This is a genomic window from Enterobacter sp. CPE_E890 (genome assembly GCF_046521475.1).
GTDB lineage: Bacteria > Pseudomonadota > Gammaproteobacteria > Enterobacterales > Enterobacteriaceae > Enterobacter > Enterobacter adelaidei.
Genome location: NZ_JBKFZW010000001.1, coordinates 2,452,135 through 2,467,993, shown reverse-complemented (window position 1 = coordinate 2,467,993; position 15,859 = coordinate 2,452,135). Strand labels below are relative to the sequence as shown.

Here is a 15,859-nt window from a genome sequence, read left to right as displayed (position 1 = left end):
ACGTCACATCACCTCTTTAACGGATTTTTAACCGCATTTCACGTGCCAGCCTGGCAAGACGCTGAGTACGACAATACAGCGTAAACAGCACAAAACCACTGCTATTCATTACTACCCGACAAAGTAACAGTGCGGAGAATGCGATGACTAGTGGCCAAAGACTTCCGTCATGGGAAAGCAGAAGATATAGCGTCTGAACGAGGGTTAGTACCAGCATAACTATGAACAGCGTCATAAACCCCAGCAATCCCGACGTTGCCCCTCGTGCCAGAAGCGCGCTTATAACAATGAGCGCGCCTGTCATTATTAATGATGGTACGAAAAAGCTCAGTGCATGATTTAATGGAGATAACCCCTGCATAGTATGGAGAAAAGGCAAAAGGTTAAACGCAAACACCACTAAAAACAGAGGGAACAACGTGGCTACCGGGTAAGGATTTTGACGCGGCAACTCGCTAAGGGGACGAGAAAAATACTGTTCCATCTCGGGAGTGGAATAGTTCAACAAACGAGGATCACGACGAGCAATAGCTTCCTCTATCTCTCTGCCATGCTGCAGAAGATCCAGGAAAACCCGTCCGGTTAAAAAACTCAGAAACCTCATCAGAATACCGCCAGCGACTGGATGGTACCGATAATGTATTTACCGGTCCGTGGTATGTTACTGGGCGCTGCAACAACTCCACTCACTGCACTCCCAGCCAGAGCCGCGGCACTTGTGACCACTTGTCCAAGTTGTCGAGTGAGTTCTATCTGAACCGGTCCGGTAGGAAAGCGTTTCGGATAAAGACCTGCGCGAATAAGAGCTTTAATCTCTTTGTTACTTATACCCGGGTTTTGTGCGCGAATTATCAATTCGGTCAAACGAGCGCGATCCTGACGAGGATAGTTTTTCAACCACTCAGTGGCTTTCAAAGAAGATATGGATTTCATTGCACGCCAGGTGGTAATCGCTTCTTTTAATGCACCTCCGGCACTTGCTAACGAAATTAAATCCAGTGATGTAGAGGTTGCTACGTACCATTCTTGCGTATCGAGCCAGGCAACATTTCCGCCACCGTTTTCAACCAAATCATAGATACGATAAAGGCCATTAACACATTGCAACCCAGTGGCGATGGTACCAGCGTAGCCAATAGCCACTAAGACGCCACTGCCTCCTGCGGTAATAGGTGTTGCTGCAGTGCCCGCAAGCATCACGCCTCCAGTAATGATCATCGCACCACATGAAAGTACCGTTGATGCTAGCTCAGTTCCCATGGATGTGGATGTCACTGCATCAGTCAAGGATTTACCTACGATAGAAGCGGATGGTTGGGATGTTGCTTTAGTTACAATAACATGGGTTACAATGCCACTTTGCCCATTAGCATGACGTTGCCCAGATCGAACCAGGTAGCGTTGAGCACCGTCAGAATAAATGATCCCGGCCTTAGCAAATTCGCGATTACAGTCCATAGCGGAACCTAGCGCGTTGAAATCAAAATCTGCAGCCCCAAGCCCTGCAATGCGTGCAAAATCATAGCCGGGGAGATTTCTCTCAGGGTTCATTCCAGGCAAAACCATACAATACTCCTTTTGCGTGTGGATAAGTTGAACTCAACCTATCTGACTGTAACCGTTCGGAATGCAAAGCAAAATTTTGGTAGTAAATTACTTATAACGCAACCAAATAGAATGTGATAGAAGTGAAAATATCAGAACCCAAACAAAAGCATAACGCTTAAATATGGAGATCCGCGGATGACGATACCGACTCTCACGACAGAACGCCTATTGCTAAAACCGTTGGTTGCCGAAGATGCCGTCCAGATACAGAAGCTTTATCCGCGCTGGGAGATCGTCCGCTATATGGTCTCTTCTGTACCCTGGCCCTACCCGGATAACGGCGCGGAAAACTATGTCAATAATGTGGCGCTGCCGGATATGGCAAAAGGAATTGCCTGGTTCTGGAGCATCCGCCGTCGCGACGTTCCCGATGAACTGATGGGCATTATCTGCCTTTACGATGTCGAAGATAATAACCGTGGTTTTTGGCTGGCTCCGGAGTTTCAGGGTCAGGGATTTATGCGTGAGGCCAGTATTGCAGCAACGGATTATTGGTTTAATACACTGAACAAGTCGGTATTGCGTGCGCCAAAAGCCGCTGCAAATAGCCGCTCCCGACGTATTTCGGACAGTAGCGGCATGCGGCTTATCAGGACAGAAAAGAAAGCGTACGTCAGCGGAATACTGGATTCTGAGCTGTGGGAGATCACCCGCGACGAGTGGAACGCCCGTCAGGTCAGCTGATAATGTTTATCCGGCATCAGCCTGTCAGGAATAGTCTCTTCATCGTTCATCTGCAGCAGATCGCGTTCCATCATGTTGCAGATGGCGTCCAATGGCAGGTCATTATTTTCTGTACCAAACGGGTCTTCCAGTTCTTCCGCCAGTGCATCCAGCGAGATGAAAGTGTAAGAAATCAGCGCAGAGACAAACGGCGTCATGTAATGCAGGTCCACAACCAGCGCGAACGGCAGCATGATGCAAAACAGATACACCGTACGGTGCAGAATTAACGTATACGCAAACGGCACTGGGGTCGTCGCAATACGCTCACACCCAGACAGAACGATGGACATGTCGTTCAGACGGTTATTCAGACTGTGGAAAAGAATGTCTGATAGTTGTCCGTTACGACGTCGAACAGCCAACCACTCTCCCATGATCAGCAAAATACGGTTCGCCGGCGAGTTGGCTTCCATCACTTTTTTTAAATCATCTGCGGCAAGATAGCGAGACAACTGACCGGCGTTCATTTCCCGGCGCAGGGTCATGCGTAAACAGTTGGCGAAGGCAATCTGCAGGCGGACAAATTCACCCAGATACTTATCGTCTGGTAGTGTGTTTTTTACCTCGCGAAACAGAGAGCGGGCCGCTATCATCAGTTGCCCCCAAAGCAGGCGAGCTTCAACGTAGCGCGAATAACAGGCGTTGTTTCTGAAACCTAAAAAGATAGCGATCGCCACGCCGAGAATGCTAAATGGCGCAACCGTAAATTTGATGCCGAGAGAGGTATACCACGGTAGCATCACGATCACGGCGATAGATAACAGGAAGTTAAGTAACAGTCGGGTATAGATTTTAGGCAGTACTGAGCCATGCCAGACAAAAATCATTTGCAGCCAGTGCTGCTTAGGACGAACAATCATAGTGAGTTTCAGAAAAGAAAAGAGCGTGGTTATTAAACGTGATCCCCCACACGGTTGCAAGCATGTTAATGGAACATTGAATTTTCACACCTGTTTAGCTTTAACCGCACGGTGCTGCATCTGAATTTTAAAACAGGCATAATAGTATGTTGTAACTAAATGGTGTTGTTATTAAACCCGGCCGAAGCCGGGTAACGTCCTTAGCAAAGCGGTTTTACCGCTGAGCGCATTCCTTTCAACAAAATGGCATCAAGATCCAGTGTCACCTGGTCTACGAGGCCACGAACCTGAGTGAGATCCTGCTCCCAGTGCTCACTTACGCTCAATACCGCCTGCACCAGCTCACGGGTACTGATCTGCTTATCGTGATGCTGCGCCCACAGCTGTTGATAACGTTCGAGCCAGTGTGCATCATCCTGCACCGGATAGCGTTCCCCGTTACGCTCTGCACGATAGAACGCCATCAGTGCCGCTAAGGCAAATGTCAGGCGTGCAGGTAATTTACCTGTCGTTTTCTGCCCTGCCAGCAGCTGCGGCAGTATACGAGTGCGATATTTGGTCATGCCGTTGAGCGCAATAGAGAGCAACTGATGCCTGATGTAAGGATTACGGAACCGACCTGTTACCGCGCTGGCGAAAGATTCCAGTTCATCACGCGGTAGATCCAGAACAGGAATAATTTCCTGATAAATCGCTTTCTCGACGAAGGCGCAAACGTCGCTATCATTCATCGCCTCACCTACCGTATCCAGCCCTGCCTGAAATGCCACCGGCACCAGCGCCGTGTGTGCACCGTTCAGAATCGCGACTTTTCGCTCTTTGTATGGCTTGATGTCATCAACAATCAGCACATTTAGCGGGTATTTATCCAGGCAAAGCTCACGGGCAAGGGATGCCGGTCCCTGAATGACAAATAAATAGAAATGTTCAGCCGTATCCAGGAACCCATCGTGATAACCCAGCTCAGCTTCCAGCGTGGCCACTTCGTCACGCGGATAACCGGTCACAATACGGTCGACCAGCGTCGAACAGAAGCTGTTGGCCTCGTTCAGCCAGCGGAGAAAAGCGGCAGGCAGCGCCCACTCTTGCGCATAGCGCAACACCAGTTCACGAAGTGCATCACCGTTGTAGTCAATCAATTCACAGGGAATGATTATCCAGCCTTTGTCTGGCGCGCCGTTGAAGTGACTGAAACGCTCAAACAGCAATCGCGTGAGCTTCGCCGGGTAACTCACTGCGGGGGCATCTTCAAATCTGTCACCGGCGTGATAACTTATCCCGGCTTCGGTGGTATTCGAGAAAACAAAGCGCATATCCGGGTTGTGAGCCAGTTTCAGGAACTCATCATACTGGCTATAGACGCTGATCTCCCGGTTAACGGAACGGATAAGACGGGCATCGCTCACCGCCTCACCCTGCGCATTCAGGCCACGAATAATCGTGGTATACAGGCCATCCTGTGTGCTAAGCGACGGCGGGAAGTCACTTTGAATAGGACGAACGATAACCACACCAGCGTTAAGATCGGTATGTTCATTTAACAAATCGAGTTGCCAGTCGACGAACGCACGCAGGAAATTGCCTTCACCAAACTGAATGATACGTTCAGGATATTGCGCACCGGGAAAATCACGACGGTTGAGAGTGTCCACTTTAGGTTCCTTTTATAATTAGTCATACAGCCTGATAAGATTGGTACGATAACTTATCAAAACCTGACGACCAGAAACCCTGTTTTGATCAATCCCAGTGCAGTTGTGCAAAATAATTACAGGAACTTGTAGAACACGGACGTGGCCGTCATGGCACCGTCCGGCATAAGAGCATAGCGTGGGATCTCGCCGACCTTTTGCCAGCCAGCGCGCTGGTAAAACGTCTCGGCGCCGCTACCTGTGGAAGTATCAAGCACCAGCACGGAAATGCCTCTGGCTCTGGCCTGAACTTCAAGCGCTTCCATTAGCGCCATCGCGGCCCCTTTCCGACGCGCTTTCTCATGAACCAGCAGCTTCGCTACATCGGCGCGATGCGGCTGGTTTTCCGGCTGGTCTGTGATTAACTGCACCGTTCCGATGATGCCGTCCTGCAAGTCGACACAGGCCAGCACGAGGCGCTCATTGCGCCCTACGCTTTCAGCAACACCGCGCCAGAAAGAGCGGCCCTTCTCCAGACTAAAGGGAAGCATAAAGCTGACGGATGCGCCGCCGTTGACACAGTTTTCGAGGATCCCGGCCAGGGCATCAATATGGGTGAGAATGTCTTCGCGGGTGAGGCTTTTGATTTGCAGTGAGGTATTCATTGTTATTCCTTACGTTGAATACGCTCACTGTGCATTTAACATCTTCTTAACGCAAACGGATCGGACATAGGCTTTTGTTATGTCACCGGGCGCGCTGGCGCTGCTGTTTCATGGCATACATCTTTTCATCAGCATCTTTTAACCACTGCTGCAGGTCGTTGCCGTTATGATCGAATTCACTTAGCCCCCATGAGAAGTGAAGCGACCAGGGGTGTAACTTGCGGGCGTTATAGTTTTCTACCTGCTCGACGAGATACTGCATGGCAATCCAGGCGCCCTGCTCATCCGTATCCGCAAACAGCACGGCGAACTCGTCCCCGCCAAAACGAACCAGCAGATCCGCTTCACGGAAAGAAGCACGCATCAGTTGCGCCATGGCTTTCAGCGCCTTATCCCCCTCTTCATGCCCGAAGCGATCGTTAATTTCCTTAAAGCGATCCAAATCCAGCCAGCCGAGCGTCAGCGGCTCGGCCCGGCGCCGGGCAACGGAAAGCGTGAAACGCACGAGTTGATTAAAACCCCGACGGTTGAATAGCCCGGTTAATTCATCCGTGGTCGCCGCGCTGATGGCAGCAAATTCATCTTCCGCCAGTGCGCCAAGGTCTCCCAGGACAGCAAGGTCGGCGTCAGAAAACTCCCGGGGAGCGTAATCAATCAGGCATAGCGAACCAACGCTTGCGCCGTCACGCAGGCGCAGCGGGAAGCCCGCGTAGAAACGAACACCGGGTTCGCCTGCCACCAGCGGATTATCAGCAAAACGATCGTCCTGTAGCATATCTCCCACCACCAGCGGCGCTTCGGTAAGGATCGTATGGCCACAAAATGAGATGTTACGTGGCACACTGCCGGGTGCCTGCCCATCGGCTGATTTAACGATCAGGGCATGTTCATCAATAAGATTGACCATCGCAAGCGGCACCTGGAAGAATCGCTTTGCCAGTCGTGTTAAGCGGTCAAACGATGGGGAACCGTCAATCTCGAGCAAACCAGACTCACGCAGTGAGTTAAGACGTTCCGTTTCATTTTCAGGGATTGCAGGTGCTTTCATAATGTCTCCTGACGTAAAGCGTTACTCAAAGCGTAGCTTAAACAGGGACATTGTCAGTGTTCTAACATCCTGCTAAGTCGCTTACTATTCACGTCAATGCCTTATGACGATTAACGCAGCTATGTTTCACTCCCGGAGGTCGCGGCAATTTGCTCGTCCGACACCCGGGCGCTGGTACGATTTCGACCCGCTTTTTTTGAACGATAGAGATGATCGTCCGCTTCGGCCATCAGTTTGTTGAAGACCTCAGTCAACTGCCATGACTCAGCCTTGCCACTCCCCAGGCCAATACTGACCGTCAGATGGAGCGCTTGCTGACGCCATGTAAAAGGGTGACTGGAAACAGTGGACCGGATACGCTCAGCCAGTTCAAAACCATTCTGTGCGTCGCCAGAATTTACCACCACCGCGAACTCTTCTCCGCCCATTCGCGCCACCATCCCATCTTCACCAACGACTTCCTGAACCTGCTGGGCGAACGACGCGAGCACACGATCACCGCACTCATGGCCGTAGTTATCATTAATGCTTTTGAAGTAATCAATATCCAGCAGCATGACGGTCAGAAAACGTGAATGGCGGTGCGTTTCTTCACGCTTTAACGCCTCATAAAGCCCGGAACGCGAGTAAACCTGCGTTAAAAAGTCGTAATCCGCCCTGAGAGAAACCTGGCGAATCAGGGAGTTAATCGCTGCCATGCTGACGGATACCATCACCGGGCAGATTGCCATTGTGGCGATCCCCAGACGGGCTGAAAACATCATCGGCGTCGTAAACGGCGTCGCCACGGCAATATTAATAATCGAGTTGGCGACCAGAATGATTTCAGTCGCGCCCGTGATAAACGTCAGCAGACAGGTCGCAGGCAATGAGTAGCGAACCGCACACCAGATAAGCGCAGGAAGAGGAAATGAGAGACTCCCCGCCCCGCCAATCACCACCGATGCAACCACCGAGACGATCAAGGCAATCACCGGCAAGAGCTGTTCAAGACGTAACCTGAATTCACGCAGGGGCATACGTAACGTGAGCATACAAGGCACAACAAGCACGCCGGTTGAGAATTGTTCGCTAAACCAGTCGGCAAACAGCGGCCAGAAGGTGTGACTATCAATCCCCACTGACCCCACCGCACCGAGCAACGCACAAAGCAGCGCGGCAATCAGGCAGTAGTTAAACAGACGTAACGCGTTGAGCGGGTCGGGGGTTTTCTTCATTAACCGTCTGTCGCGCTGAACCAGCACGGCGACAACAACGATAAAGATCATATTAGACAGATTAATCACCACTGAGGCCATTCCCCAGTTGGTCGTCACTGCGTCGTACGTCAGCATAGCAACATACGACACCGCGTAATAATGCAGGCGATTCAGATAGACATAACGGGCAAAGATCCCCGCCATGACGCCATTCAGCGGCCAGAACAGCGACAAGGCCTCAACCAGCCGTAATTCCGCCCCCACAAAATAGAATAAGGTGGTGAGAATAAAAATCGCCAACGCATTTCGCAGCGGCGTATCGGGTTGGAACAGCCTGAAAGCGGTAAGAGCAGAACGCATTAAATATCATTCCATATGTTGCTTATGGCAATTACTGCGGTCGTCAGCATGATCGGGACTAACTTAGGATGCATCTATAACACAATTACAACGGGATCATAACTCGTCAAATTTAGGTGTTCATCTGGAGCACCAGCCAGTGGTGGATCACGCTGACGATATAATGCTGTTGCTGCGCCGTAAGCTGAACACCCTGCGGAATGTTATGCCATTTTGCCAGACAACCCCGACAACAGGTGGCCGTAGCATGTTGGGCAATAAACACCGGGTGACCACGCATCGGTGTCTGTTTGCCATCATTTACCGGCAAGGCCGGAGCAAGGCGCTTTTCTACAAAGTCAGCGGCATGCCGATCGATGGTTTCGGCACCTTTGTCCCAGCAGTACTGTCTTTCCCTATCACCTAAGCGAAAGCGCGAACGAAAAGTCGATCGCGCCAGGCGGGAAAAGAGAGGGTCAAGGTCAGGCATCAGTACACGGAACGCCCAAGACGCTGGGTCAGTTTTTCCAGAACCGCCACACCGGCAAGTGAATTCCCCGTTTCATCCAGCTCCGGGCTCCAGACGGCAATCGCCATTTCATGAGGCACAATTGCCACCACACCGCCGCCAACGCCCGATTTTGCCGGGAGGCCGACGCGCCAGGCAAACTCGCCAGCGTTTTGATACATCCCGCTGGTTGCCATCAGCGCATTAATCTGACGCGCCTGCAGAGGCGAAACCACCGGCTGGTTAAGATGCGGAGCGTGCCCCTGGTGCGCCAGGAACAGGAATGTCTGAGCCAGCTCAACGCAGCTCATTTTCAGGGCGCAGTAATGGAAATAATTTTGCAGAACAGTCGCCACGTCATTATGGAAATTGCCGAAGGATTTCATCAGCCAGGCGATGGCGGCATTGCGGGCGGAGTGTTCAAATTCCGAGCGCGCAACCACCGGATCGTAGGCGATATCGTCTACGCCTGAAAGCTGGCGAACAATCTCAAGCATTCTCTGACGCGGCGCGCTAAGGCGGCTTTGCAACATGTCGCAGACCACCAGCGCCCCGGCATTGATAAAGGGATTTCGCGGTTTACCCTGTTCGATTTCAAGCTGCAGCAGTGAGTTAAAAGGCTGGCCGGAAGGATCTTTACCCACGCGCAGCCAGATCTCGTCACCTTCATACTGGCGCATAGCTGCAACCAGACTCAGCACTTTGGAAATGGACTGAATGGAAAAACGTTCAGTTGCATCGCCTGCCTGGTATCGCTGTCCGTCCAGGGTGCAGATAGCGATGCCAAGTTTATTCCCGCTGACCGAGGCAAGGGCCGGAATGTAGTCGGCAACCTTCCCCTTTCCAATTAACGGACGAACCTGCGCCAGAATCTCGTCCAACATCTCATTATGGATGACCGCAGCCACACTTTGCTCCTTGCCCTCAGGCTAAAACGGGCTGCGAGTATAACAGAGGCTAATGTATTGCGTCAGGCGCTAAGACGAAAACGCGAAACCGCCTGCAATAAAAGATCGGATTGCTTTTGCAGCCGTACTGAGGAATCCGAGGCGTCAGAGACCAGTAAATCCGTCTGACGGGAGACCTGATTAAGCGCCTGAAGTTGGCTCGTCATCCGATGAATACTCTCTCCCTGACTGAGCGTGGCGGCTGAGATCTCATTCAGCAGACTGCTTAAATTGCCCACCAGACCGGTGACCTGCTGCAAGTTCTCCTCCATCAGGTTAACGGCGCGGGAACCGTCTTCAATGCCCTGCAAAGAGCGATTGATTAGCTCCTGGATAGTCTGCGTCGAATGACTGCTCTTTCTGGCCAGCAGTCCGACTTCCCTTGCGACGACGGCGAATCCCCGCCCCTGGTTCCCGGCATGGGCAGCCTCGATGGCGGCATTCAGCGCCAGGATATTGGTCTGAAACGCCACGCTGTCGATCATTGCCACGATCCCGCGCATTTCTGAGGATCGGTCGACGATCGCCTGCATAGAGGCATTAACGGCAGACATCATCCGATCTCCGCCAACTACCGCCTGGCGCGCTTCATCAGCTCGCGAGCTGGCGAGTCTGGCGTAACCGGTGTTCCCTTCTACATGCGTTTCCAGTGCCGCAATATGCGCCGTCACGTCCTCAAGCTCTTTCGCCTGACGTGCCGACTGCTGATACAGCTTCTGGTTGCCCTGCGCCAGGGCACCAATGTTCTTAACCATAGAGGTGGTCGCATTGCTGACCTCAGACACCAGCTGCTGCAAACCCTGCTGCATGGTGGCAATACTGTCGCTGAGCTGCCCTATTTCCCGGTTGAAACGTATGACACCCGGCGGGATGCCGGAGAGATCTCCGGCAGCCAGTCGGTTGATATGCGCAATCAACCGACGCAACGGCGTAATCACCCATCGGGACATGCCGAACCAGACGGCAATAGCGATGGCGAGTAACAGAACCGGAGCAAACAGGAACAACGTTTGCAGACCGGAAAGCTGCGCCATCAACGTCTGGCGGCCCTGCACAGCCTGCTGCTCGCTGGCTTGCTGGTAGCGCGCGTAATTGTCGTTAAAGTCTGTCTGAAAAGCCTGAGCCGGTACGGCAAAAAACGCGTCGATAGTGTTGGTTTTGACCAGACCTTCCGCCTGCTCTTTGATCGCGCCGTAGAACAGCTGATAGCTGTTCGTCAGGGCTTCATCTTTCGGCGGATTGAGCGCCAGCCAGGCCTTCCATGCCTGCTGAGAAACCGTCAGCGCCTTTTGCGCGTCATCCATCAGGCTATGCCAGCTTCCGTCGGAGCCGGTCTCTTTATCCTGCATAAACCAGACGCCGGACCGGTTAAGCAGATCGCTTGCTGCCAGCAGGGAAACGCGGGCCAGATCCAGCTTACTCTGTTGCTGATACGCCAGCAGATTTTGCTGCTCGTTGCGTTGGGCTTCGTTCAGTGAGGCGTTAAGCAAAAATGAAGAGGAGAGCTGCAGCGCGGAGAAAAGGCCAATAATACAAAAAATACCCGTCAGCAGGCCAAAGTGACGAGGGATAACACGCTGCGCAATACGGCGTAAAATTTGCGTTAGGTTCATGATTTTCTTCATTAACAATGCGTTAGACGCGTGCGAGTCTACGAAATGAAAATGACAGAACCATTGCAAAGAAATGACAACGGCCCTCGTGATGAGGGCCGAATAAATTACACGCGATCCTTCCACACCGTCTGCACGTTGCAGAACTCGTGCAGCCCAAAGTGGGAAAGCTCGCGGCCAAATCCACTCTTCTTCACGCCACCAAAGGCCACGCGCGCGTCGCTGGCGCTATAGCCGTTGATAAACACGCCGCCGCACTCCAGCTCGCGCGAGAATTTATCCGCAAGCGCTGCGTCAGCGGTAAAGACGGTTGCTGACAGACCAAAGTCGCTGTCATTGGCAAGCGTCAGAGCGTGCTCCGCGTCTTTCGCAACCGTAATGGCCGCGACCGGACCAAACAGCTCCTGGCGGAAGGCCGTCATCTCAGGCGTCACATTGCCGAGTACGGTCGGGGCATAATAATTGCCCTCACCGCTGATTTTCTCCCCGCCCAGCAGCAACGTTGCCCCTTCAGCCAGCGTGGCCTGCACCTGCTGATGCAGTTCATCGCGCAGGTCAAAACGCGCCATCGGGCCAATATAGTTCTCTTCCCGATCCGGAGCACCCATCTTCAGCGCAGAAGCCGCATCGACAAAACGTTGAGTAAAGGTATCCGCAATACCCTCTTCCACAATGAAGCGTTTTGCTGCCGCACACACCTGTCCAGTGTTCTGGTAGCGACCCGCCACCGCCGCCTTCACGGCAAGATCGAGGTCGGCATCGTTGAGAACTATAAACGGATCGGAACCACCCAGCTCAAGCACGCATTTTTTCAGCGCCGCCCCGGCCTGGGCGCCAATCGCCGCACCGGCACGCACGCTGCCGGTTACGGTAATTGCCGCAATACGACGATCGTTAATCACCTGGCTCACGCCATCATTAGTGGCATTCACCCAACCAAAAACGCCTTCAGGAAACCCTGCGTCTGCAAAAATCTGCGCAATAAGATCGGCTGAACCGAGGACGTTTGGCGCATGCTTAAGCAGATAGCTGTTCCCGGCGAGCAGGATCGGTACCGCACCGCGCAGCACCTGCCAGAGCGGGAAGTTCCACGGCATCACCGCGAGAACCGGTCCCATTGGTCGGTACTCAATCACCGCCTTCTGGTTTTCCACCAGCGTGGGCTCCGCGCGCAGCATCGCCGGGCCATGCTCAGCATACCAGTCGCACAGACCGGCGGATTTTGCCACTTCCGCCCGCGCCTGCAGAATGGGTTTTCCCATTTCCCGGGAGATCGTCTGCGCCATCTCTTCCGCACGGTTGCGCAGCGCTGCGCCGAGATCGCGTAGTTTCTGCGCACGGTGTGAAACGCTTTCGCGTCGCCACTGACGAAAACCCGCGTCAGACAGTGAGATCGCGTGTTCAACCTCCTCCTGGGTTGCCCACGGCCAGGCTGCGAGCGTTTCCCCCGTCGTCGGGTTCACAGAGAGGGCATGTGTTGCAGGTGAATAAGTCATGATGTTCTCCACGTTAAAACGGTTGATTAATTGTGGCCCACTCTGCTATTTCTTAAAAATGAATAATACTAACCACCTTATTCACGAATAGAGAATGCTATGGATTTAACCCAGCTTGAAATGTTTAACGCCGTCGCACAGACGGGCAGTATCACCCAGGCGGCGCAGAAGGTGCATCGCGTGCCGTCTAACCTGACGACCCGCATCCGCCAGCTGGAAGCTGACCTTGGCGTTGAGTTGTTTATTCGTGAGAACCAGCGTTTGCGTTTATCCCCCGCCGGGCATAACTTCCTGCGCTACAGCAAGCAGATCCTGGCGCTGGTGGATGAAGCGCGCATGGTCGTCGCGGGAGATGAACCCCAGGGGTTATTTGCCCTCGGGGCGCTGGAAAGTACCGCTGCGGTACGCATCCCTGAGACGCTGGCGCAGTTTAACCAGCGCTACCCGCGTATCCAGTTTGCCCTTTCTACCGGGCCATCCGGGACGATGATTGATGGCGTACTCGAGGGAACCTTAAGCGCCGCCTTTGTCGACGGGCCACTTTCGCACCCGGAACTGGAGGGAATGCCCGTCTACCGCGAAGAAATGATGCTGGTCACCCCCGCCGGACATGCGGAGGTCAAACGTGCCACGCAGGTGAGCGGTAGCGACGTCTACGCTTTTCGCGCGAACTGCTCGTACCGTCGACACCTGGAAAGCTGGTTTCATGCGGACAGAGCCACGCCCGGGCGCATTCACGAGATGGAGTCCTATCACGGTATGCTCGCCTGTGTTATCGCGGGTGCGGGTATTGCGCTGATGCCCCGTTCAATGCTGGAAAGCATGCCGGGGCATCATCAGGTTGAGGCGTGGCCGCTGGCGGAAAACTGGCGCTGGCTGACCACCTGGCTGGTGTGGCGCCGCGGGGCAATGACTCGCCAGCTGGAGGCCTTTATAGCGCAGCTAAACGAACGTCCACAACCAGTGCCTTCTCCATAAACAGGCTGAGGGGATCGTCAACGTACGGCGCAAACGCCGGGCGCATTTCGTACCCGCACTGTTCGTAAAGCCGAACCGCAGCGCGCTGTTTGATGCCCGTCTCCAGCCGTACCGTGTGGCAATGTCGGCTGAGGGCTTCGTCCTCCAGTGCGGCCAGCAGCGTCTCTCCAAGATGTTGGCCCCGATGGGCCGGGTCGATATAGACCCGCTTCATCTCCCCCGTTCCGTCACCGTTGAGAACGACCGCTCCACACCCGACAGCCTGGAGCTGCTGGTCGCGAATGATCATCAAAATTAACGATGACTCTGGTAGCGCAGTCAGATCAAGCAGATGGTTACTTTCGGCGGGATAGAGTTCGCTCTGATAGTGGTCAAGCGCCGCAATCAGTTTGAGGATATCCGGGTGACGGGCAGACTCAGAGGTAATGGAATACATGGCAGGCTCCTTGCTTTTTTTGTGAGACTAAACTTCAACATAGCGCAGCCCTGCCATGGTGCTTCATAGTATTAACTTATAGCGATCCACTCTTAGCGTAAATAGATACGCCCTTTCAGATACAAGGTCGCCTGGCCGCCAATTAACACCCGGTCGCCCTTCAGTTCGCAGCGCAGATCCCCACCGCGATACGACACCTGGCGGGCATTCAGTGAGGTTTTACCCAACTTCTCGCTCCAGTATGGGATCAGCATGCTGTGGGCGGATCCTGTGACCGGATCTTCCGGCACCCCTTCACCCGGGCAGAAGAAGCGACTGACGAAATCGTACTCATCACCCGGCGCCGTCACGCAAACCATTTTATCCAGCGGGAGCATCGCCGCGATGTCCGGCGTTAGTGCTTCCACCGCCTGCTGGCTCTCCAGCACCACCATGTAATCTCGACCAACGCGCACCTCTTTCGCCTCTGTGATGCCCAGCGCGCCAAACAGCACCGCAGGTGGGTTATCGACCCCCTCCGTTGACCACGCAGGGAAATTCAGGGTCAGCCAGTCGCCGCTGCGTTTTACCGTCAGTTCGCCGACAAAGCGCGTGGTGAAGGTGATTTCGGTATGAGGGTAATCAAGGTATTCGAAAATAACGTGTGATGCCGCCAGCGTGGCATGGCCGCACAGGTTAATTTCATCCAGCGTGGTAAACCAGCGCAGCTCAAACCCGTCGTCGGTTCGTACAAAAAATGCTGTCTCAGACTGGTTATGCTGCTGCGCCATTTTGAGCAGCGTCTCGTCCGGCAACCACTCTTCCAGAGGACACACTGCTGCCGCATTGCCGCCAAACGTTTTGTCACTAAAGGCATCCACCAGATAAAATTCAATTTCCTGCATTGTCTCTTCCTCTCTTGTTATGGGTATTCAGCGCAGAAAAACTGTGCCTTTTAAATAAAGTGCTGCCTGGCCGCTCATCAGCACGCGTGAGTCTTTCAACTCGCAGCGGACATCCCCGCCGCGTGCGGAAACCTGACGAGCAAGCATCGTCGTTTTACGCAGTTTTTCACTCCAGTAAGGAATGAGCATCGTATGTGCAGAGCCGGTAACCGGATCTTCCGGGACGGACACCCCCGGCGAGAAGAAGCGGCTGACAAAATCATATTCACCGTCTCCCCGTGCCGTTACCGTCACTTTATGTTCGCCTGGCGTCATCGCGGAGATGTCTGGCGCGAGCGCTTCGACCTGCTGGCGATCGTCCAGCACGATGAGCCAGGCCCGGCCTTTACGGGCTTCAGCGTAGTGGCTGATCCCCAGGGCCGAGAGCATCTCCGGCGGGGGCGTCTCTTCATGAGTTGGGCATGCCGGGAAATCCAGTGTCATCCAGTCACCTTCACGGCTTACCGTCAGGCGGCCAGATGCGGTATCAAAGTGGATCCGCGAGTCGGGATAATCCAGTTCGGTAAACAGGACATACGCCGCCGCCAGCGTGGCGTGACCGCAGAGATTCACTTCCGTAAGGGTGGTAAACCAGCGTAGCTCAATCCCCCCTTTACTGCAGACGAAAAAAGCCGTCTCCGACTGATTATGCTCTTGCGCCATTCTCAGCAAGGTCTCATCGGGTAACCATGTCTTCAACGGGCAAACCGCTGCCGGATTGCCGCCAAAGGTTTTGTCACTGAAGGCATCAACCAGATAAAAATCAATCTCCTGCATTGTCTTACCGCCTGTTTTTATTATGTTGTTCTTTTATATTCAATGAAAACGACGTTCCCGGCTACCGCTTTCATAAGGTAAATATTGAGACCTGCATCACATAAT

16 protein-coding genes are annotated in these 15,859 nt (G+C 53.5%); 2 read left to right on the top strand and 14 right to left on the bottom strand.

Annotation, left to right across the window (positions count from 1 at the left end; translation table 11 throughout):
• Positions 1-16: 16 nt before the first annotated feature.
• Positions 17-604 carry a hypothetical protein gene (locus tag ACLHV9_RS12145; RefSeq protein WP_108089917.1) on the bottom strand — a complete coding sequence of 196 codons (588 nt, stop codon included), beginning with the start codon at positions 602-604 and terminating at the stop codon, positions 17-19.
• Positions 604-1,566 (bottom strand): hypothetical protein, encoded by a 963-nt coding sequence (locus tag ACLHV9_RS12140; RefSeq protein WP_028017403.1) that lies wholly within the window; start codon positions 1,564-1,566, stop codon positions 604-606. Before ACLHV9_RS12140 ends, ACLHV9_RS12145 begins: the two co-directional genes overlap by 1 nt.
• Positions 1,567-1,743: 177 nt before the next feature.
• Between ACLHV9_RS12140 and ACLHV9_RS12135 the strand changes: the two genes are divergently transcribed.
• Positions 1,744-2,292, top strand: a complete 549-nt coding sequence (locus tag ACLHV9_RS12135) for a GNAT family N-acetyltransferase (RefSeq protein WP_049005513.1) — start codon at positions 1,744-1,746, stop codon at positions 2,290-2,292.
• Here the strand turns inward: ACLHV9_RS12135 and ACLHV9_RS12130 are convergent.
• The 9 genes from ACLHV9_RS12130 to sad all read right to left on the bottom strand — a co-directional run bounded on the left by ACLHV9_RS12130 (position 2,280) and on the right by sad (position 12,640).
• Positions 2,280-3,194, bottom strand: a complete 915-nt coding sequence (locus ACLHV9_RS12130) for a bestrophin family protein (RefSeq protein ID WP_238934275.1) — start codon at positions 3,192-3,194, stop codon at positions 2,280-2,282. The genes ACLHV9_RS12135 and ACLHV9_RS12130 overlap by 13 nt on opposite strands.
• A gap of 200 nt (positions 3,195-3,394) precedes the next feature.
• A complete protein-coding gene (locus tag ACLHV9_RS12125) occupies positions 3,395-4,846 on the bottom strand; it encodes a tagaturonate reductase (protein WP_407220546.1) in 1,452 nt (483 codons plus the stop codon).
• A gap of 116 nt (positions 4,847-4,962) precedes the next feature.
• Positions 4,963-5,490 carry a GNAT family N-acetyltransferase gene (locus ACLHV9_RS12120; RefSeq protein WP_129325025.1) on the bottom strand — a complete coding sequence of 176 codons (528 nt, stop codon included), beginning with the start codon at positions 5,488-5,490 and terminating at the stop codon, positions 4,963-4,965.
• A gap of 82 nt (positions 5,491-5,572) precedes the next feature.
• Entirely contained in the window at positions 5,573-6,538 is a 966-nt protein-coding gene (locus ACLHV9_RS12115) for a sensor domain-containing diguanylate cyclase (RefSeq protein ID WP_028017408.1), read from the bottom strand.
• A 119-nt stretch (positions 6,539-6,657) separates the two neighbouring features.
• Positions 6,658-8,097: a diguanylate cyclase gene (locus tag ACLHV9_RS12110; protein WP_407220543.1), complete on the bottom strand. Its 1,440-nt coding sequence runs from the start codon at positions 8,095-8,097 to the stop codon at positions 6,658-6,660.
• 112 nt (positions 8,098-8,209) lie between these two features.
• Positions 8,210-8,566, bottom strand: a complete 357-nt coding sequence (locus ACLHV9_RS12105) for a DUF4186 domain-containing protein (protein WP_028017410.1) — start codon at positions 8,564-8,566, stop codon at positions 8,210-8,212.
• Entirely contained in the window at positions 8,566-9,492 is a 927-nt protein-coding gene (glsB, locus tag ACLHV9_RS12100; RefSeq protein ID WP_407220542.1) for a glutaminase B, read from the bottom strand. Before glsB ends, ACLHV9_RS12105 begins: the two co-directional genes overlap by 1 nt.
• Positions 9,493-9,554: 62 nt before the next feature.
• Entirely contained in the window at positions 9,555-11,144 is a 1,590-nt protein-coding gene (locus ACLHV9_RS12095) for a methyl-accepting chemotaxis protein (protein ID WP_407220540.1), read from the bottom strand.
• A 107-nt stretch (positions 11,145-11,251) separates the two neighbouring features.
• Positions 11,252-12,640: a succinate-semialdehyde dehydrogenase gene (sad, locus tag ACLHV9_RS12090; protein WP_407220539.1), complete on the bottom strand. Its 1,389-nt coding sequence runs from the start codon at positions 12,638-12,640 to the stop codon at positions 11,252-11,254.
• A gap of 99 nt (positions 12,641-12,739) precedes the next feature.
• On the opposite strand from sad, the gene ptrR reads away from it, so the two are divergent.
• Positions 12,740-13,618: a putrescine utilization regulator PtrR gene (gene ptrR, locus ACLHV9_RS12085; protein ID WP_128347731.1), complete on the top strand. Its 879-nt coding sequence runs from the start codon at positions 12,740-12,742 to the stop codon at positions 13,616-13,618.
• Here the strand turns inward: ptrR and ACLHV9_RS12080 are convergent.
• The 3 genes from ACLHV9_RS12080 to ACLHV9_RS12070 form a co-directional block, all read right to left on the bottom strand.
• Positions 13,572-14,054 carry a GNAT family N-acetyltransferase gene (locus ACLHV9_RS12080; RefSeq protein ID WP_407220538.1) on the bottom strand — a complete coding sequence of 161 codons (483 nt, stop codon included), beginning with the start codon at positions 14,052-14,054 and terminating at the stop codon, positions 13,572-13,574. The two genes, ptrR and ACLHV9_RS12080, sit on opposite strands and share 47 nt — an antisense overlap.
• 92 nt (positions 14,055-14,146) lie before the next feature.
• Positions 14,147-14,938 (bottom strand): PhzF family phenazine biosynthesis protein, encoded by a 792-nt coding sequence (locus ACLHV9_RS12075; RefSeq protein WP_208594732.1) that lies wholly within the window; start codon positions 14,936-14,938, stop codon positions 14,147-14,149.
• A gap of 27 nt (positions 14,939-14,965) precedes the next feature.
• A complete protein-coding gene (locus tag ACLHV9_RS12070) occupies positions 14,966-15,754 on the bottom strand; it encodes a PhzF family phenazine biosynthesis protein (protein ID WP_108089927.1) in 789 nt (262 codons plus the stop codon).
• Positions 15,755-15,859: the final 105 nt, after the last annotated feature.